12 protein-coding genes and 21 tRNA genes are annotated in these 17785 nt (G+C 44.2%); 31 read left to right on the top strand and 2 right to left on the bottom strand.

What is annotated here, in order from left to right:
• Nucleotides 1-185: 185 nt before the first annotated feature.
• The 21 genes from ACFFRD_RS22215 (at nucleotide 186) to ACFFRD_RS22115 (ending at nucleotide 3164) form a co-directional block, all read left to right on the top strand.
• Nucleotides 186-259 (top strand) — tRNA-Asp (locus ACFFRD_RS22215).
• Between the two features lie 4 nt (nucleotides 260-263).
• A tRNA-Glu gene (locus tag ACFFRD_RS22210) sits at nucleotides 264-340 on the top strand.
• A 3-nt stretch (nucleotides 341-343) separates the two neighbouring features.
• A tRNA-Cys gene (locus ACFFRD_RS22205) sits at nucleotides 344-416 on the top strand.
• 10 nt (nucleotides 417-426) lie between these two features.
• Nucleotides 427-502 (top strand) — tRNA-Met (locus ACFFRD_RS22200).
• 3 nt (nucleotides 503-505) lie between these two features.
• Nucleotides 506-577: transfer RNA gene (locus ACFFRD_RS22195), tRNA-Trp, on the top strand.
• A gap of 77 nt (nucleotides 578-654) precedes the next feature.
• Nucleotides 655-725, top strand: a tRNA-Glu gene (locus ACFFRD_RS22190).
• An 8-nt stretch (nucleotides 726-733) separates the two neighbouring features.
• A tRNA-Tyr gene (locus ACFFRD_RS22185) sits at nucleotides 734-825 on the top strand.
• A gap of 4 nt (nucleotides 826-829) precedes the next feature.
• A tRNA-Ser gene (locus tag ACFFRD_RS22180) sits at nucleotides 830-919 on the top strand.
• A gap of 4 nt (nucleotides 920-923) precedes the next feature.
• Nucleotides 924-998 (top strand) — tRNA-Arg (locus tag ACFFRD_RS22175).
• A gap of 25 nt (nucleotides 999-1023) precedes the next feature.
• Nucleotides 1024-1121: transfer RNA gene (locus tag ACFFRD_RS22170), tRNA-OTHER, on the top strand.
• A 6-nt stretch (nucleotides 1122-1127) separates the two neighbouring features.
• Nucleotides 1128-1202: transfer RNA gene (locus ACFFRD_RS22165), tRNA-Asn, on the top strand.
• 5 nt (nucleotides 1203-1207) lie between these two features.
• Nucleotides 1208-1283, top strand: a tRNA-Gln gene (locus tag ACFFRD_RS22160).
• Nucleotides 1284-1346: 63 nt separating this feature from the next.
• Nucleotides 1347-2228, top strand: a complete 882-nt coding sequence (locus tag ACFFRD_RS22155; RefSeq protein WP_392477466.1) for a hypothetical protein — start codon at nucleotides 1347-1349, stop codon at nucleotides 2226-2228.
• Between the two features lie 31 nt (nucleotides 2229-2259).
• Nucleotides 2260-2323 (top strand) — tRNA-Thr (locus ACFFRD_RS22150).
• A gap of 127 nt (nucleotides 2324-2450) precedes the next feature.
• Nucleotides 2451-2526: transfer RNA gene (locus ACFFRD_RS22145), tRNA-Val, on the top strand.
• Between the two features lie 6 nt (nucleotides 2527-2532).
• Nucleotides 2533-2606: transfer RNA gene (locus ACFFRD_RS22140), tRNA-Arg, on the top strand.
• 6 nt (nucleotides 2607-2612) lie between these two features.
• Nucleotides 2613-2689: transfer RNA gene (locus ACFFRD_RS22135), tRNA-Ala, on the top strand.
• A gap of 5 nt (nucleotides 2690-2694) precedes the next feature.
• A tRNA-Ala gene (locus ACFFRD_RS22130) sits at nucleotides 2695-2768 on the top strand.
• A 6-nt stretch (nucleotides 2769-2774) separates the two neighbouring features.
• A tRNA-His gene (locus tag ACFFRD_RS22125) sits at nucleotides 2775-2848 on the top strand.
• Between the two features lie 7 nt (nucleotides 2849-2855).
• A tRNA-Ser gene (locus tag ACFFRD_RS22120) sits at nucleotides 2856-2938 on the top strand.
• A 155-nt stretch (nucleotides 2939-3093) separates the two neighbouring features.
• Nucleotides 3094-3164, top strand: a tRNA-Lys gene (locus tag ACFFRD_RS22115).
• 102 nt (nucleotides 3165-3266) lie between these two features.
• Here ACFFRD_RS22115 and nagZ read toward each other — a convergent pair.
• Nucleotides 3267-4355 (bottom strand): beta-N-acetylhexosaminidase, encoded by a 1089-nt coding sequence (gene nagZ / locus ACFFRD_RS22110; RefSeq protein ID WP_392477465.1) that lies wholly within the window; start codon nucleotides 4353-4355, stop codon nucleotides 3267-3269.
• 169 nt (nucleotides 4356-4524) lie between these two features.
• Here nagZ and ACFFRD_RS22105 point away from each other — a divergent pair, with 169 nt between their 5' ends.
• The 6 genes from ACFFRD_RS22105 (at nucleotide 4525) to ACFFRD_RS22080 (ending at nucleotide 8963) form a co-directional block, all read left to right on the top strand.
• On the top strand, nucleotides 4525-4653 hold the full coding sequence (locus tag ACFFRD_RS22105; RefSeq protein ID WP_265578564.1) for a hypothetical protein: 129 nt from the start codon (nucleotides 4525-4527) through the stop codon (nucleotides 4651-4653).
• 64 nt (nucleotides 4654-4717) lie between these two features.
• The gene (pds, locus tag ACFFRD_RS22100) at nucleotides 4718-6157 is read left to right on the top strand and encodes a 15-cis-phytoene desaturase (protein ID WP_163931636.1); all 1440 of its coding nucleotides are present in this window, start codon (nucleotides 4718-4720) and stop codon (nucleotides 6155-6157) included.
• Entirely contained in the window at nucleotides 6141-7073 is a 933-nt protein-coding gene (crtB, locus tag ACFFRD_RS22095; RefSeq protein WP_012409300.1) for a 15-cis-phytoene synthase CrtB, read from the top strand. The genes pds and crtB overlap by 17 nt, the downstream gene beginning before the upstream one ends.
• Before the next feature lie 126 nt (nucleotides 7074-7199).
• Nucleotides 7200-7291, top strand: a tRNA-Ser gene (locus ACFFRD_RS22090).
• 183 nt (nucleotides 7292-7474) lie between these two features.
• The gene (locus tag ACFFRD_RS22085) at nucleotides 7475-8797 is read left to right on the top strand and encodes an ABC transporter substrate-binding protein (protein WP_392477463.1); all 1323 of its coding nucleotides are present in this window, start codon (nucleotides 7475-7477) and stop codon (nucleotides 8795-8797) included.
• A 31-nt stretch (nucleotides 8798-8828) separates the two neighbouring features.
• Entirely contained in the window at nucleotides 8829-8963 is a 135-nt protein-coding gene (locus tag ACFFRD_RS22080; protein ID WP_260446300.1) for a hypothetical protein, read from the top strand.
• A 17-nt stretch (nucleotides 8964-8980) separates the two neighbouring features.
• Here the strand turns inward: ACFFRD_RS22080 and ACFFRD_RS22075 are convergent, their stop codons facing one another.
• Entirely contained in the window at nucleotides 8981-9826 is an 846-nt protein-coding gene (locus ACFFRD_RS22075) for a hypothetical protein (RefSeq protein WP_392477461.1), read from the bottom strand.
• A 436-nt stretch (nucleotides 9827-10262) separates the two neighbouring features.
• On the opposite strand from ACFFRD_RS22075, the gene ACFFRD_RS22070 reads away from it, so the two are divergent.
• From ACFFRD_RS22070 to ACFFRD_RS22055, 4 genes are all read left to right on the top strand, one after another.
• Nucleotides 10263-10580 carry a hypothetical protein gene (locus ACFFRD_RS22070; RefSeq protein ID WP_114084056.1) on the top strand — a complete coding sequence of 106 codons (318 nt, stop codon included), beginning with the start codon at nucleotides 10263-10265 and terminating at the stop codon, nucleotides 10578-10580.
• A gap of 190 nt (nucleotides 10581-10770) precedes the next feature.
• A complete protein-coding gene (locus tag ACFFRD_RS22065) occupies nucleotides 10771-12498 on the top strand; it encodes a succinate dehydrogenase/fumarate reductase flavoprotein subunit (RefSeq protein ID WP_392477459.1) in 1728 nt (575 codons plus the stop codon).
• 235 nt (nucleotides 12499-12733) lie between these two features.
• Nucleotides 12734-13696 carry a protochlorophyllide reductase gene (locus ACFFRD_RS22060; RefSeq protein WP_163931646.1) on the top strand — a complete coding sequence of 321 codons (963 nt, stop codon included), beginning with the start codon at nucleotides 12734-12736 and terminating at the stop codon, nucleotides 13694-13696.
• A gap of 718 nt (nucleotides 13697-14414) precedes the next feature.
• Nucleotides 14415-17669, top strand: coding sequence for an ELWxxDGT repeat protein (locus ACFFRD_RS22055; protein WP_392477457.1), 3255 nt, complete (start codon nucleotides 14415-14417; stop codon nucleotides 17667-17669).
• Nucleotides 17670-17785: the final 116 nt, after the last annotated feature.

Raw genomic sequence — 17785 nt, 5'->3', positions numbered from 1 at the left:
CACCTTTTGTAGTATTTTGTAGTATAAATGTAGTGGAGCGAAAAACAAGCTTCCCAAGAGTCATTGTTTTCCTAACAGTTTCTAACAGTAAATTTTCTGAACCTTGAAAACTAAATAAGAAATGGGCAAGTTCACCAACAAAATCTGTGCCTAAAAACTCAATTTTTAAGCACAGATTTAAAAATCGGGGTGTAGCTCAATTGGCTAGAGCGTTCCGTTGTCTGCGGAAAAGTTGCGGGTTCAAATCCCGTCACCCTGGTTGTAGTCCTGTAGGCGAATAGTTTAAGCCGTCAGTTTCTCAAACTGAAGATTGCGAGTGCGAATCTCGTCGGGACTCCCAAATGGTCAGGTAGCCAAGTTGGTAAGGCGTTGGTTTGCAAAACCGATTAGCGCGGGTTCAAATCCCGCCCTGACCTCTGGTGCGATCGCAGTGTAGCTTAACCAGCAAAGCCCCAGGTTCATACCCTGGTATATGCGGGTGCAAATCCCGCCACTGCCACCAAATGCAGGGATGGTGTAACGGCAACACATCGTGACTCCAAATCCGATGTTCTAGGTTCAAATCCTAGTCCCTGTGTCAGACAATTTTGGATTTTAGATTGCCAATTTTAGATTAAAAAAGTTAATCCCAAATCTAAAATTCAGTCAATTATGCCCTCGTGGACGAATGGTTAAGTCAGTGTTCTTTCAAAGCACAGATGCGAGTTCAATTCTCGTCGAGGGAATGATTTATGGGTCGGTGGCCGAGTCTGGTTGAAGGCGACAGTCTGTAAAACTGTTCTTTTTTGCACGCAGGTACCCTGCGGGAAGCACCTGCTCGACCCACTATGGAGAGGTGGCTGAGTGGCTAAAAGCGTCCTCCTGCTAAGAGGAAGCGGGTAATTAATACCCGTCGCAGGTTCAAATCCTGTTCTCTCCGTTTTGAGAGTGTGGTGTAACTGGATAACATCTCAGTCTACGAAACTGAAGATTTGAGGGTTCGATTCCCTCCGCTCTCGCTCGTTACATGATCTCTTCTTCTATCCCTCGGTAGCTCAGTTGGTAGTTAGCGCCTGTTTGTTCGCGTAGCGTGTCTGAAAGACAAGAACAGGAGGTCGTCGGTTCGATTCCGACCTGGGGGGCTTCGTTGCCTCATAGCTCAATGGTAGAGCAAGCGGCTGTTAACCGTGCGGTTGTAGGTTCGAGTCCTACTGAGGCAGCCATTCATTGCAGGATGGACGATTGGCAAGTCGCCTTGACTCTGAATCAAGGAGAGGTTGGTTCAACCCCAATTCCTGCATCCAACATAAAATTAAGGGCATACTTATTAAAAAATAAATAACGTGCGTATGACATAATATGGAGGTATGAGAAGAAATGACATCCTAAAAAAAGAAGCACAAATTAGGCAATGGATTGACGATCATCGTTCTAAAGCTTTTATTTGTCGTCAATTAAATTGCAAACCTCTTACTTTAGACTTTTATCTAGCTAAATTGAACATTGTCTATAAAGGAAATAAAGGTGGACAAGGACGCAAATCAAATAGGCTAAAGCCAGCAAGTGATTACTGTTACAAAGGGTCAACTATTCAGACGCATAGTTTGAAACTCAAGCTCATTAGGGATGGTATTAAAGTTCCAAAGTGTGAGTCTTGTCACACTGACACTTGGCTTGATAGTACTATTCCTTTAGAGCTTCATCATATCAATGGAGATAGGCATGACAATAGATTGGAAAATCTCCTACTATTATGTCCTAACTGTCACGCTTTGACTGATAACCATGCAGGCAAGGCTCATAAAGATTTAGAGCGAAAGTTAAAATTCGCAGAATCAATAAATGAGATTGAGGCTAACGAGCGTTTCATTAGCGTCTTAGTGTTTGATAGTGCAGAAAGTCGCGATCGCTGGCACAAAATACCATTAGTACTAAGACAACTTATTAACAATGGAGATGGCATTTATAGTTGTCAATTTGCACACGGAACTTGCTCGTACTGTGGCAAATTACTAACTAGCCCAGATCAAGATACTTACTGTTCTCAGCAATGTTCTAAATTAGCCTGTAGAAGAACTGTAAGACCTTCTAAAGAAAAACTAGAAAAAATGATTTGGACTAAACCAACTTCTCAAATAGCAAAAGATTTTGGTGTAAGTGACAAGGCGGTGGAAAAATGGTGTAAAGCTTACGGTATTGAAAAACCGCCTAGAGGTTATTGGGCAAAAAAACAATATTCCAAGCTTTAGATGTGATTGATATTCTTTAATTTTTGCCCCTGTAGCTCAATTGGCAGAGCAACTGACTTGTAATCAGTAGGTTGCAGGTTCAATTCCTGTTACCAGCTTGATGCGGGTGTGATGTAATCGGTAGCATCTGAGTACGCCATACTCAGTGCGTGTGTACTCTTCCCTCTGGGACGCTCCGCGAACGAGAACGCTACGAGAACAACTCCCTCCACTCGCTTGCGTAGTCCTGTAGCTTCAACGGTAGAGCAAGTGCCTTACAAGCAAGAGGTTGCAGGTTCAAATCCTGCCAGGACTACCAAATATTGGGAGTGTAGCTCAATGGAATAGAGCTTCGAGCTTCTACCTCGAAAGTTGTGGGTTCAAGTCCTACCACTCCCGCCTTATGGGTCTGTAGCTTAATTGGTAAAGCGTCTAACTGGCTGTTAGAAAAATGTCGGTTCAATTCCGACCAGTATCCACCAAATATGGGGTCATAGCTCAAATGGATAGAGCGCCTGCCTTGCAAGCAGGAGGTTATGGGTTCAATTCCCATTGATTCCACTGATGGTATCTGAAGCCAAAGTGGTCAAGGCGCTGGTTTGTGGAACCAGTCAAAGCGGGTTCAAGCCCCGTCAGATACCCCTCAATGGAAGATGCTGCTGAATGGACGGCAACCAAGCTTGAACCTTGGAGTACAGGCAACTGTAGGGGTTCGATTCCTCCATCTTCCTCTTTTTCCACCTGGAGCCGAAAAGTGAGGCGCTGTGCTGATAACACAGAAATAGGAGGGGCAGTACCTCCCCGGTGGATTTATATCTAGTGTTGGTGTTACAACATTTGCGATGTAATACGATCGCACTTGCTCATTTCTTTTTCAAATTAACTAGGGTGGTTGGCATACCGGCTGTGCAGCGAGCTTTTAACTCGCAGAAATAGGTTCGACCCCTATACCACCCACTAAAACAATTAAAAATTTAAAATTTAAAATTCAAAATTAAGAAATGCAATCTTAGTTAGCCTTTTGGCAATCGCTAATATGCAACTTGAATGCGGGTTGGGTTATGAATAGGAACTAGCGATCGCTAATTGAGCATGTTGCAATAGTATATCTCTATCCAAAATTTCTACGGGATATTGCGGTGTCACTGCTAGTAGTTTCTCAATTCTTTCTCTGGCTGCTTCCACTACTGATTCGTCTAAGCTGCCTTTACTGAGGGAATCTACGAAATCTTCAGTAATCTGATAAGTTCTTTCTATAGATGAAGAGTTGATATTGCGCGAGACAATAAATAGATCGCAGCCTGCATTAAACGATCGCGCCACAGTACCAGCTTTCATAAACATATCTGAGATCGCTTTCATATCCAAGTCGTCAGATACAACCACTCCCTGAAAGCCAAGTTCTTCCCTAAGTATGGTTTTGAGAATAGGCTGGGATAATGTTGCTGGTAAATCTGCATCTATCCTAGGAAATAAAATATGGGCAGTCATGATTAAAGGAATCTGTACTTCGATTAGGGCTTTGAAAGGTATGAGTTCTCGAAGTCGCAGGTCTTCTAAAGTTAAATCCAGTATTGGTAGCTCAATGTGAGAGTCTTTGCTAGTGTCTCCATGTCCGGGGAAGTGTTTGGCGCATCCCAAAATTCCTGATTCTTGAAGTCCAAGGTAGTAGTCACGGGCATCTTTTGCGGCGATTTCGGGAGTGTTACCGAAGGCACGAGGCCCGATGACAGGGTTGTGGGGATGGGAAAAAACATCTGCTACAGGAGCCCAGGATAAATTTATTCCCAATGATTTTAGTTCTGTAGCTGTGGCTTTTGCTACTTCGCGGGCGTGCGATCGCAACAACAATGCATGAGGAAATCGCGTAATTGGCATTGGTGTGCGAATGACACGACCTCCTTCATGATCCAGAGTCATAAACATTGAATCACGTTCAGCATATTCTCGTATCTGGCTGTTTAAATCCTTGAAGCTTTCTAGCCAAACTTGATATGGAGCGCCATCCAAAAAGTTTTTAGCAAAAAATATCACCCCAATCGGCTTTAATTCACTGAGTACGCGTTTATCGTCATCGCTTAGTGTAGTGCCGGAAATACCTAAAATCAGGTGATTTCCAAAGTGTTTTAGCTCCTGTGAACCACTCATAATCTTTTACCTAACTGAGGTGTTTAATAGCAATCTATAACCAGTACCCTAGATATTTTCTCAGATTTAGATGCACGGATTACCAAAGAAATCAACTACTTTTGAGATTACCTATTTCCTGTCAAAGGAATTACTTTTGTCTCATTAAATTTTCTGCACCTAAATCTAGATGAAATACTTGCTAAAACCTATTGCCAACAATGGTATTAGTAATTTTGTTGGGCAGTTGTGCGTAGGTAAAATTCCCTTTGATCAAAGTTTTTTGGGGAAGCGATCGCACAATAACCGTCAAATGTAACAGATTGCAACGTATAATGAGAACGATAAAACCGTTAAGAAATATTGAAGGGCATTAGGGTTAAATGCGAGTAGCGATCGCGGGTGCTGGTCTAGCAGGACTTTCCTGCGCGAAATATCTCACGGACGCAGGTCATACTCCCATTGTCTTGGAAAGCCGGGACGTACTGGGTGGTCTGGTTGCGGCGTGGAAAGACTCTGACGGCGACTGGTACGAAACCGGGTTACACGCCTTCTTTGGGGCATATCCTAATATGCTCCAATTGCTCAAGGAGTTGGGCATTGAAGATAGACTCCAGTGGAAAGAGCATACACTGATTTTTAATCAACCAGACAAGCCTGGAACACTCTCACGTTTTGATGTTCCAGATATTCCATCTCCTTTCAACGTCATAGCATCGATTCTTCGCAACAAAGACATGTTGACTTGGGAGCAGAAGATTCGATTTGCCGTTGGTCTACTTCCCGCAGTGGTTCGGGGTCAGAAGTATGTCGAAGAGATGGACAAATATAGCTTCTTAGAGTGGTTGAAAAGGCAAGGTGTTGATGAGCGGGTAACTAGTGACGTTTTTATCGCCGCATGTAAAGCACTCACCTTTATCAATCCTGATGAAGTTTCAGCAACGATTCTCTTAACTGCACTAAATCGTTTTTTGCAAGAACGATATGGCTCCAAGATTGCATTTTTAGATGGTTCTCCCACAGAACGTCTATGCAGCCCGATTGTAGATTACATTACAGAACGCGGTGGAGAAGTGCGGCTAAATGCCCCCTTGAAAGAAATTTTGCTCAACGCCGATGGCACGGTGAAGGGATACTTGATTCGAGGGTTAAATGGGGCTGAAGATGAAGTTATTACAGCTGATTCGTATGTATCTGCCATCTCAGTTGACCCCTTAAAGGTGATGTTGCCTAAACCTTGGAAGCTTATGGAGTTTTTTCAAAAGCTAGAAGGTTTAGAAGGAGTACCAGTGATTAACCTCCATCTGTGGTTTGACCGGAAACTTACAGAAATTGATCACCTACTTTTTTCGCGATCGCCCCTCCTAAGCGTTTATGCTGATATGAGCAATACCTGCCGTGAATACGCCAACCCCAATCGCTCAATGCTGGAATTAGTTCTAGCTCCGGCAAAAGATTGGATTGCCAAATCCGATGAGGAGATTGTGGCTGCAACGCTTGCTGAATTGGAAAAACTTTTCCCAGACCACTTTGGGGGAGACAATCCAGCAACGTTGCTAAAATCTCATGTGGTGAAAACGCCGCGTTCAGTTTACAAAGCGACCCCTGGTCGTCAACAGTACCGTCCCGCACAAGTTACGCCCATTGCCAACTTCTATCTCGCCGGAAGTTATACCATGCAACGCTACTTAGGCAGTATGGAAGGTGCCGTACTTTCTGGTAAGCTGACAGCGCAGGCAATTTCTGAGGCTCTCCCGGTAGCAAATTCCTCAAACCTGCAAACGCTCACCCGACCGCCCGCAACGAATGCTGCAACTGCCTGATTCCCCCCCGCGCATGAAAACGCTGGTCTCTGTAGACGAGTCATACAAACTTTGCCGACATCTCACAGCAAAGTATGCCAAGACTTTTTACCTGGGTACTTTGCTCATGAGTCCGGTAAAACGTCAATCTATTTGGTCAATTTACGCTTGGTGTCGCCGTACAGATGAATTAGTGGATGGGCCCGCATCTGCTATTACCACGCCAGAAACCCTAGACCTATGGGAACAGCAGCTGGAATCGATTTTTGCGGGACGACCATTAGAAAATTACGATGTCGCTTTAGTTGATACCCTCCAGCGCTTTCCGATGGACATTCAGCCCTTTCGGGATATGATTGCCGGTCAGCGTATGGACTTATATCGCAGTCGTTATGAAACCTTTGAGGATTTATACCTCTACTGTTACCGCGTTGCTGGCACTGTTGGCTTAATGTCAACAGAAGTGATGGGTGTAGATAGCACCCTATACACCGCTCCGTGGCATCAGAACAAACAACCATATCTTCCCACAGAAGAAGCGATCGCTCTGGGAATTGCCAATCAACTCACTAACATCCTGCGGGATGTCGGAGAAGATGCCAAACGGGGGCGAATCTACATTCCCCTTGAGGACTTGGAAAAATTCAACTACACCGAGCAAGACTTCTTCAAAGGTGTGGTAGATGATCGCTGGCGGGCGCTGATGCGCTTTCAAATTGAACGGGCCCGCCAATTCTATACCACTTCAAACCAGGGAATAACTTATCTAGCATCCGATGCCCGTTGGCCTGTATGGGCAGCATCAATGCTGTACGGCCAGATTTTGGAGGTGATTGAACGCAACGATTACGATGTGTTCAGTCGGCGGGCTTTCGTTCCCCAGTGGAAAAAGTTACGCACCTTGCCCTTAGCTTGGATGCGATCGCAAGTTCTTTAAAAAATTAGTCATTTGTCCCTAGTCCTTAGTCCTGAGTGTTTTATAAAAAACCAACGCCTAATGACAAATGACAAATGACTATTGACTCTTAATAGCAAGTCTGATAACATTGATATTCGTGAGTCAGGAGAGGTGGCTGAGTGGTCGAAAGCGGCAGATTGCTAATCTGTTGTACGGCAGGCAACTCCGTACCGAGGGTTCGAATCCCTCCCTCTCCGTTTTCCAGCTTTTAATACACAGAAAATATTCTGTGTAAACTATTATAGGCGTAAACATTTCTACTCCCAAAGATGGATGATATGATTTATCCTTTGGAGTCTTGATAAGATCCAACTAACTTACAAACTTAGTTTAAATCTTAATTTTAGGCTCCTAAATATTTGAGGAGTGATAAGTGATTTATGAGAAAAATTAGTGCCGCCTTAACCTTGAGTCTAGCTGCCATAGCAACAGGATTCCTAGTTGGGGCTTGTGGTGATAGTAGTACCCCCAATGGTACAGCTACCACAGGAAGTAGTGCGACCCCAGCAGCAAACTCAACTACAACAAGCAGTGATAAAGGGCTAAAAATTGGTTCCCTATTACCGACAACAGGCGACTTGGCTTCTGTCGGACAACAGATGCTAGGTTCTGTCCCTTTACTTGTCGATACGGTTAACGCTTGCGGTGGGGTGAATGGCGAACCCGTTACCTTGGTGCAAGTAGACGACCAAACCGACCCGAAAGCTGGGGCTGCCGGTATGACCAAACTAGCAACTTTAGATAAAGTCGCAGGTGTAGTTGGTTCCTTTGCTAGTAGCGTTTCTAGTGCGGCAGTTTCCATTGCCACGCCGAATAAAGTTATGTTGGTTTCCCCTGGTAGTACCAGTCCCGTATTTACTGAAAAAGCCCAAAAAGGCGACTTTAAAGGCTTTTGGGCGCGTACCGCTCCCCCTGATACCTACCAAGCACTAGCTTTAGCCCAACTTGCCAGAAAAAAAGGTTTCAAGCGAGTTTCTACAGTCGTGATTAATAACGACTATGGCGTTGGCTTTGAAAAAGCATTTGTGCAAACTTTTGAAAAATTGGGTGGAACCATCGTTAATAAAGATAAGCCTGTGCGCTACGACCCGAAAGCGCAGACATTTGATACAGAAGCGGCAGCTGCCTTTGCTGGTAAGCCAGATGCAGTGCTGGCTGTACTTTACGCTGAAACTGGCAGTCTGTTCTTGAAAGCCGCCTATCAGCAAGGCGTAGCTAAGGGAGTGCAGATTCTGCTCACAGATGGAGTTAAATCACCTACTTTCCCAGAACAAGTTGGCAAAGGCAGTGATGGTAAATATATTTTAACTGGAGCGATCGGTACAGTACCCGGTTCCGATGGTAAAGCATTAGAAGCTTTCAACAAACTGTGGAAGGATAAAAAGGGTAATGAACCAGGCGAATACGCCCCTCAAGCTTGGGATGCGGCTGCTTTATTGACATTGGCAGCACAAGCTGCTAAAGAAAATACAGGCGTTGGAATAGCCGGCAAAATTCGTGAAGTCGCTGATGGCCCTGGCACAGAAGTTACCGATGTCTGCGAGGGACTGAAGTTACTCAAAGATGGTAAAAAGATTAACTATCAAGGAGCTAGCGGCAACGTAGATGTTGATGCTAACGGCGATGTCGTTGGTGTATATGACGTTTGGACAGTAGGAGATGATGGAAAAATCAAGGTAATTGATAAAGTTACCCCCAAGTAGAAAATCAAGAATTAGGAGTTAAGAGCTATGAATGAAATATTACGGCGTTGCTGAATTAAAGTATGAATCTGGATGTAGAGACGTAGCAGTGCTACGTCTCTACAAGGATTTTGGTATTATGCAAAATCATTTTCATACATGGAATCAGCAACGCCAATATTACTAACTCTTAACTCCTAACTCTTATAATCCAGTGAAGTTGTAACCAACTCCTAACAACAAGCCGATATCAGTTTGATCGAAAAATCCCGCATTGACAGAGGCCGTTGCTGTGAATTGAGGAGTTAGAGGCACATCAATGCCACCAGATACTAAAAAGGCAAATTGCGAATCATCACCAGTTTTGTAAGCTGCACCCACTCCAACGTAAGGTGCGATCGCTAACGGTTCGCTAAAAGCATCTGCTGATTTGAAGGTAAAATCGTAGGTGATCGGAAGTAAAATTGTCGTGTTGTCACCAAACACGGCTGAGGGACGTACCGATATAGAATTTGTCAGTCCGACTTTACTAACTACTGCAAAGTTACCATCGCCCAAAGACGAGCTACCATCACCACTCAAACCAATGTTAGCAGCAACGCCAATATAGCTACTGCCACCACGGGTTGTTCTGCCTAAATCAATATCCGATTGTGCCACTTTGGTAGCAGCTGGTTGAGCAGTCGTTTGAGAAGTTGGTTGGACAAACTCAGAGGTGAGAGTCACAGACGAGGTTGCCACTGTGCCTGGAACTGGTGTAGACGTTGCACTGCTATTTTCCTGTATTACAGGGTTTTGGAGCTGCTGTACCTCAGCTGAATTTGTGGCTGTAAATGTTTCAGTTGTTTCTGTAGAAAGATTTTGGCTTACAGTGTCTAGTTTTGTACTAAACTCATTGGGAGACGCTACGGTTGCAGAAGAGTCAGTTAATGCCTGACTGCTTACCTTGTCTACTGTCTGGGCACTTGCAGATAAGCCGCTACTCAGAACTACAAGAGCAGCTATACCTGGCAACCAAAAAACACCTTTACGAAGAAAAATAGTATTCACGTTCACTCCTAAAACAACATTGCCACGAAAAATAAAGGTTTTTGTTGACTTAAAATCAACAAATTCCGAGAATACTCAAAATTTAACACCAAAAAATCGGATTTCACATCCTTACTTTGCTGGATTTATCTATGGTCATAACGCACCAAAAATCTAGAATAGTGCGTTAACCTATGGCATAAGACACCCTACAAAACTAGGTTTTTAAGACTTATGTACACACCGTAATACAGGGAAGTGGAGATATAGGAAAAGGGCTTAACGTCGAGTATGCTTGGTCTATTTACGCCATCCAGGATTATGAATTGCGGTTTGTAACAAAAAAAGTGAATTGTGAAGCAATATTACGAATTTTGCAAAAATATTTAGAAATTGTCTACGAAGCAAACATGGTTCTAACGTAGAACCTATATAGGAGAGACTTGAGGCAAATGTGATGAGCGGAAATAATATTCAAAAGTATCGGTTTGTCTGTACGCTGACTTTTGGTGATATCTACGGTCAAATAATTGTTTGGTTAATTACAATTACCCTAAGTTTGGCATCTGCCTTGGCGCTGATGGGTGCGAAGCGTCCTGTGTACGCTTTAGCAACTGCGGGTTTGGTCGTTCTGCTATCGCTACCTTTCTTGTTGTTTGCGTTTGTCACGACCTTGTTAAATCATATTGAAGTCACTCCTGTAGGGCCGGGAACTAAAATGGAACCCATACCAGGTAATGTGTCTCAGCAACAACCTGTGCAAGCAGCTAGCTAAAGAGTTAGGAATGAAGACCTAACTCTTCATTCCTAACTCTTCGCTTTTAATTTAAAAATTTGTAATAACATCCCTGTCTATAGGCAGGGAATTTTTTTGTAGAGATGCCACAGCGATCGCAGCAATGGACTGCCTGATTAATCACATCTCTACAATAGAACAGCAGTGCTTTGCAATCAGGGGACTAATTATGCTGGAACACGATGTAATTATTGTTGGGGGTGGATTGGCGGGATGTCGTGCGGCGGTGGAAATTGCTCGCACTGATCCTAGTTTAAATATTGCTGTGGTTGCGAAAACACACCCAATTCGTTCTCATTCGGTGGCGGCTCAAGGTGGTATGGCTGCGTCGCTAAAAAATGTTGATTCCCAAGATAGTTGGGAAGCACATGCTTTTGATACTGTCAAGGGTTCTGATTATTTGGCAGACCAAGATGCTGTGGCAATTCTCACCCAAGAAGCGCCAGATGTGGTAATTGATTTGGAACATCTAGGCGTTTTATTCTCTCGCTTACCCGATGGTCGCATTGCCCAACGAGCTTTTGGCGGACATTCCCACAACCGCACTTGTTATGCTGCCGATAAGACTGGTCACGCAATTTTGCACGAATTGGTTAACAATTTGCGGCGTTATGGTGTGCAAGTCTATGAAGAATGGTATGTGATGCGTCTCATTTTGGAAGAGAATGAGGCCAAAGGAGTGGTGATGTTCCATCTTTTGGATGGACATATAGAGGTGGTGCGAGCCAAGGCGGTGATGTTTGCCACTGGAGGCTATGGTCGGGTTTATAATACTACCTCTAATGATTACGCCTCTTCAGGTGATGGTTTAGCAATGACTGCGATCGCAGGTTTGCCCCTCGAAGACATGGAATTTGTCCAATTTCATCCCACTGGTTTATATCCCGTAGGGGTGTTGATTTCAGAAGCGGTACGGGGTGAAGGGGCGTATCTGATTAATAGTGAAGGCGATCGCTTTATGGCGAATTATGCACCCAGCCGCATGGAACTAGCTCCTCGTGATATTACCTCACGCGCGATCGCTTATGAAATTCGCGCCGGTCGTGGTATTCATCTCGACGGTAGCGCCGGTGGCCCCTTTGTCTATTTGGATCTCCGCCATTTGGGTAAAGAAAAAATTATGAGTCGCGTCCCCTTCTGTTGGGAAGAAGCGCATCGTTTGGTGGGTGTTGATGCGGTAACTCAACCGATGCCAGTCCGCCCAACAATTCACTATTGTATGGGTGGTATCCCAGTTAATACTGATGGGCAAGTCCGCAGTAGTGGTGATGGTTTAGTTGATGCTTTCTTTGCGGCTGGCGAAACATCTTGTGTTTCCGTACATGGTGCCAATCGCCTTGGTAGTAACTCCCTGTTGGAATGTGTCGTTTATGGCAAGAGAACTGGAGCTGCGATCGCCAAATTCGTCCAAAAACGGAAGTTACCCTCTGTAGATGAGCAACGCTATGTAACCCAAGCCCAGCAAGAAATTCAATCTTTGCTAGAACAACCAGGAGAGTATCGAATTAACCAAGTTCGTCAAGCCTTCCAGGATTGTATGACTGAGTACTGTGGCGTTTTCCGCACAGAGGCATTAATGAGTGAAGGACTACACAAATTAGCAGAAATCCAACAGCAATATCCACAAATTTATTTAGATGATAAAGGTAGTTGCTGGAATACAGAACTTGTGGAAGCTTTGGAATTGCGAAGTTTGATGATAGTGGGACAGACTATTTTGGCATCAGCCCTGAATCGTCAAGAGAGCCGGGGCGCTCATTTCCGCGAAGATTATTCCGAGCGAGATGATACAAACTTTTTGAAACACACAATGGCTTACTATTCACCAGCCGGAATTGATATTCAATATCGTCCGGTAGCGATTACTATGTTTGAGCCAAAAGAGCGGAAGTATTAGCTAAAGGTAAATTTATATGGAAAATCGAGGTGACTACAAAAAGTTTGTCTACCTCGATTCAAAATATAAATAGTTAAGTTATTAATTTAGAGCCTAATTGTATTTGAATCACAGCTATAGATTTGAAATAACCTGTTATTTAGTGAGAAGCGATCGCCAACCATAACAGAGGTGGTGACTCAGTGATGTAAAATCCTGAAGAGAGAAAAAGGTGATTAACAGAGTCTGAATAGCAATGGTACAGGATAGGAAGTCAACGGTTGTAATCACAGGTGCCTCTTCAGGGGTCGGTTTGTACGCTGCCAAGGCTCTTGCTGAAAGGGGATGGTATGTAGTAATGGCCTGTAGGGATGTAGCCAAAGCTCAACTGGCAGCCCAATCTGTGGGAATCCCGCATCAGGGCAGCTACACTATCATGCATATCGATCTTGGCTCTTTGGATAGCGTTCGACAATTTGTGAATAACTTTCGAGCAAGCGGCCACTCCCTAGACGCTTTGGTGTGCAACGCCGCAATTTATATGCCCTTAATAAAAGAGCCTTTACGCAGTCCAGAAGGTTACGAGTTAACTGTCACCACAAATCACCTGGGACATTTCCTTTTGTGTAACCTGATGCTAGAGGATCTGAAGAAGTCATCTTCAGAGCCAAGGCTCGTAATTTTGGGAACTGTTACCCACAATCCAGACGAACTGGGTGGAAAGATTCCGCCGCGTCCAGACTTGGGCGATTTGCAGGGCTTTGCAGAAGGGTTTAAAGAGCCGATCTCAATGATTGATGGCAAGAAATTTGAACCAGTCAAAGCTTACAAAGACAGCAAGGTTTGTAACGTGCTGACAATGCGGGAACTGCATCAGCGCTATCACGAGTCAACTGGTATCGTCTTCAACTCTCTCTATCCAGGATGTGTTGCAGAAACGCCATTATTTAGAAACCACTATCCCCTATTTCAGAAAATCTTCCCATTATTCCAGAAGTACATCACTAAGGGATATGTGTCTCAGGAGTTGGCGGGAGAACGAGTTGCGGCGGTGGTTGCCGATCCTGAGTACAATCAATCCGGTGTGTATTGGAGTTGGGGAAATCGCCAGAAGGAAGATGGTAAATCCTTTGTTCAAAAGGTTTCTCCTCAAGCTCGTGATGACGACAAAGGCGATCGCATGTGGCAACTAAGTGCTAAGTTGGTTGGACTGGCTTGATGGGATAGAATTTGGCTTTAACCTTGGACATAATTTATCTATTTATCGATCCACTTTTTTAAATAAATGAGCATTATGTCCAGGCTAAAAATGCTTGAGGTGACTTAATAATCACCTTTGAATTGATTAATAACTTTGTTTAATTGCCACTTTTTTGTGTAAGCTATAACTCTGACATAATCTTCAATAAAAACAAAGAAGATTAATTATATGATGAGTTCTGACTTAGCAAAAAGTGCATTTTTCATAGGACTATTACGAATTACGATCGCGTTAATTTGTCCCTATTGTATATAGCATTTTAGAGAATGGCTATATCACAGTACTTCCTAGATTAGGATTTCCAGTCAAAAAACATTCTCTACTAGAGGCTCACGGATTTGATCCCCTAATAGATTGGCTTTATATCTTTAATATAAAGAAAGAATTCAGAATCAATTAATGCAAGGATTCAGTACTGCCATTGAAGACCACTAAAGTAGAGGATCTTAAACCCTTTGATTCATTTGCCAGTTGCTTAACCTTCTTGTTAATTAATGCTCCTGACTTCTAATTTCTTTGTTGATCAAATTCCACATCTTTACTGAGGCTGTTTAATTGTAAAAAAGCGAAGCTAAGGCATTCGATGAGCGCATACTTGCAAGCAAGAAACAGGAGCATTCAACCAACGCCTGATTTCGCTTGTGATTTTTATCCAAAGGTTTAAGGAAAAACGTTTATGGCAGCAGAAGAAGCATCGATTAGCCTCGTTAAAGATATAAATACTGGTGGAGTTTCCTCTAACCCGCAAAATTTGACCAATGTCAATGGCACGCTGTACTTCGTTGCCATTGACAGCAGTGGTGGCTATGAACTGTGGAAGAGTGATGGCAACGAGGCTGATACCGTCATTGTTAAGGATATTTTCTCTGGTACGGGTAGCTCAACTCCGCAAAATCTGACCAATGTCAACGGCACACTTTACTTTAGAGCGATCAACAGCACTGGTGGCTCTGAACTATGGAAGAGTGATGGTACCGAAGCTGGTACTGTCCGCGTCAAGGATATTTTCTCTGGTACTGGTAGCTCAACTCCGCAAAATCTGACCAATGTCAATGGCACACTTTACTTCAGTGCTACTGATAGCAGTGGTGGCTGTGAACTGTGGAAGAGCGATGGTACTGAGGCTGGTACTGTCCGCGTCAAGGATATTGTCTCTGGTACTGGTAGTTCTAGTCCGCAAAATCTGACCAATGTCAACGGCACACTTTACTTCAGTGCCTCTGACAGCAGTGGTGGCTATGAACTATGGAAGAGTGATGGTACGGAAGATGGTACTGTCCGCGTTAAAGATATTTTCTCTGGCACAGGTAGCTCAAATCCGCAAAATCTGACCAATGTCAACGGCACATTGTACTTTAGAGCGATCGACAGTAGTGGGGGAACTGAACTGTGGAAGAGTGATGGTACTGAAGCTGGTACTGTCCGTGTTAAGGATATTTTCTTTGGTACAGGTAGCTCAAATCCGCAAAATCTGACCAATGTCAATGGCACGCTCTACTTCAGTGCCACCGACAGCAGTGGGGGAACTGAACTGTGGAAAAGTGATGGTACTGAAGCTGGTACTGTCCGTGTCAAGGATATTTTCTTTGGTACAGGTAGCTCTAACCCTAGCTTTTTGACCAATGTTAATGGCACACTGTACTTCAGTGCCATCGACAGTAATGGGGGAACTGAACTGTGGAAAAGTGATGGTACTGAAGCTGGTACTGTCCCCGTCAAAGATATTTTCTCTGGTACGGGTAGCTCTAATCCTAACTCTCTGACTAATGTCGACGGTACGCTGTATTTCAGTGCTACTGACAGCAATGGCGGCAATGAACTATGGAAGAGTGATGGTACTGAAGCTGGTACTGTCCGCGTCAAGGATATCTTCTCTGGTACGGGTAGCTCAAATCCGCAAAATCTGACCAATGTCAACGGCACGCTCTATTTCAGAGCTACTAACAGCAGTGAGGGTAGTGAACTGTGGAAGAGTGATGGCACGGAGGATGGTACTGTCCGCGTTAAAGATATTAATACTGCCACAGTCTCTTCTGATCCGTATTTTCTGACAAATGTCAATGACACGCTGTACTTTAGAGCCACCGACGGTAGTGGAGGTAATGAACTATGGAAGAGTGATGGCACGGAAAATGGTACTGTCCGCGTCAAGGATATCTTCTCTGGTAGTGGTAGCTCAAATCCGCAAAATTTGACTAATGTCAACGGCACGCTCTATTTCAGTGCTTCCGACAGCAGTGGGGGCAATGAATTATGGAAAAGTGATGGCACGGAAAATGGTACTGTCCGCGTCAAGGATATCTTCTCTGGTATGGGTGGCTCTGACCCTAACTTTCTGACGAATATCAACGGCACGCTGTACTTCGTTGCCACCAACAGCAGTGGGGGTAGAGAACTATGGAAGAGTGATGGCACGGAAGATGGTACTGTCCGCGTCAAGGATATTGTCTCTGGTACAGGTAGCTCAAATCCCCAAAATCTGACCAATGTCAACGGCACACTGTACTTTAGTGCAACCGACAGCAGTGGAGGCCGGGAATTATGGAAGAGTGATGGTACAGAATCTGGTACTGTCCGCATCAAGGATATCTTCTCTGGTACAGGTAGCTCTTACGCGCAAAATCTGACCAATATTAATGGCACGTTGTACTTCGTTGCAACCGACAATAGTGGCGGCAACGAACTGTGGAAGAGTGATGGTACAGAATCTGGTACTGTCCGCGTCAAGGATATTGTCTCTGATACAGGTAGTTCAAATCCGCAAAATCTGACCAATGTCAATGGCACGCTCTACTTCAGTGCTATCGATAGCAGTGGAGACAATGAACTATGGAAGAGTGATGGCACTGAGGCTGGTACTGTCCGCGTCAAGGATATTTTCTCTGGTACAGGTAGCTCAAATCCGCAAAATCTGACCAATGTCAATGGCACGCTCTACTTCAGAGGCACTGACATGAGTGGGGGCAATGAACTGTGGAAGAGTGATGGTACGGAAGATGGTACTGTTCGCGTTAAGGATATTTTCTCTGGTAGTGGTAGCTCAAATCCGCAAAATCTGACCAATGTCAATGGCACGCTCTACTTCAGCGCCTCCGACAGCAGTGGGGGAACTGAACTGTGGAAGAGTGATGGCACTGAGGCTGGTACCGTCTGCGTCAAGGATATGTTCTCTGGCACAAGTAGCTCTTACCCTAACAACCTCACTTACATCAATGGCAAGCTCTACTTTTTTGCAGACAATGGGAACACTGGGCAAGAACTTTTTCAGCTTGACCTGAACAATACTCCCACTGACCTGAGCCTGAGTAACACTAGTGTTGACGAGAATGTTCCTGCCAACACAGTAATTGGCAACTTTAGCACCATTGACGCTGATCCAGACGACACCCACACTTACACTTTAGTTTCAGGTATAGACAGCACCGATAACAGCGTCTTCACAATTGTAGGTAACGAGTTACAAATTAATGTCTCACCCGACTATGAAACCAAAAATAGCTACAACATCCGTTTACGCACTACAGATCAGGGCGGCTTATTCTACGAGGAAGCGATCGCAATCGTAGTCAATGATATTAACGATACCCCAAACGATGTAGTCACTGGTGGAAGTGGTCAAGATAGTTTCAAGCTGACTTATCCCCTGACTGGAAACTATGATATCATCACTGGTTTTACTATTGGAGATGATACTATCTTAGTTTCCAAAGCAGAATTTGGACTGGGGCAATCTCAGGATACAATACTTGATTCGAGCTTATTCCAACTTGGGACTAGTGCGACAACCGCAGGCGATCGCTTCATCTATGATCAAACTACGGGGAACCTATTCTTTGATCAAGATGGCGTTGGTGGTACAGCACAAGTTCAGATAGCACAGTTCTCGAATCAAGCGTTGCTTACTAGTGAAAATATTACTGTGATTGCCTAACCAAAGCTAACCAAAGCAAGCATTGGTAGAAACAGATAATACAAATCACATGTGATAGCTCTCCATTCCCTACTCTTGACTTATTTTGGCAAAAAACGTACAATGCATTTTGCATA

The organism is Nostoc sp. C110 (genome assembly GCF_043099725.1).
Classification (GTDB): domain Bacteria; phylum Cyanobacteriota; class Cyanobacteriia; order Cyanobacteriales; family Nostocaceae; genus Nostoc; species Nostoc muscorum_A.
This window is presented reverse-complemented; position numbering and strand designations above follow the sequence as displayed.

Coding starts and splice junctions, on each gene's coding strand:
- ACFFRD_RS22155 (WP_392477466.1), top strand. CDS start 1,347: ATGAGAAGAAATGACATCCTAAAAAAAGAAGCACAAATTAGGCAATGG.
- nagZ (WP_392477465.1), bottom strand. CDS start 4,355: ATGAGTGGTTCACAGGAGCTAAAACACTTTGGAAATCACCTGATTTTA.
- ACFFRD_RS22105 (WP_265578564.1), top strand. CDS start 4,525: ATGAAATACTTGCTAAAACCTATTGCCAACAATGGTATTAGTAATTTT.
- pds (WP_163931636.1), top strand. CDS start 4,718: ATGCGAGTAGCGATCGCGGGTGCTGGTCTAGCAGGACTTTCCTGCGCG.
- crtB (WP_012409300.1), top strand. CDS start 6,141: ATGCTGCAACTGCCTGATTCCCCCCCGCGCATGAAAACGCTGGTCTCT.
- ACFFRD_RS22085 (WP_392477463.1), top strand. CDS start 7,475: ATGAGAAAAATTAGTGCCGCCTTAACCTTGAGTCTAGCTGCCATAGCA.
- ACFFRD_RS22080 (WP_260446300.1), top strand. CDS start 8,829: ATGAAATATTACGGCGTTGCTGAATTAAAGTATGAATCTGGATGTAGA.
- ACFFRD_RS22070 (WP_114084056.1), top strand. CDS start 10,263: ATGAGCGGAAATAATATTCAAAAGTATCGGTTTGTCTGTACGCTGACT.
- ACFFRD_RS22065 (WP_392477459.1), top strand. CDS start 10,771: ATGCTGGAACACGATGTAATTATTGTTGGGGGTGGATTGGCGGGATGT.
- ACFFRD_RS22060 (WP_163931646.1), top strand. CDS start 12,734: ATGGTACAGGATAGGAAGTCAACGGTTGTAATCACAGGTGCCTCTTCA.
- ACFFRD_RS22055 (WP_392477457.1), top strand. CDS start 14,415: ATGGCAGCAGAAGAAGCATCGATTAGCCTCGTTAAAGATATAAATACT.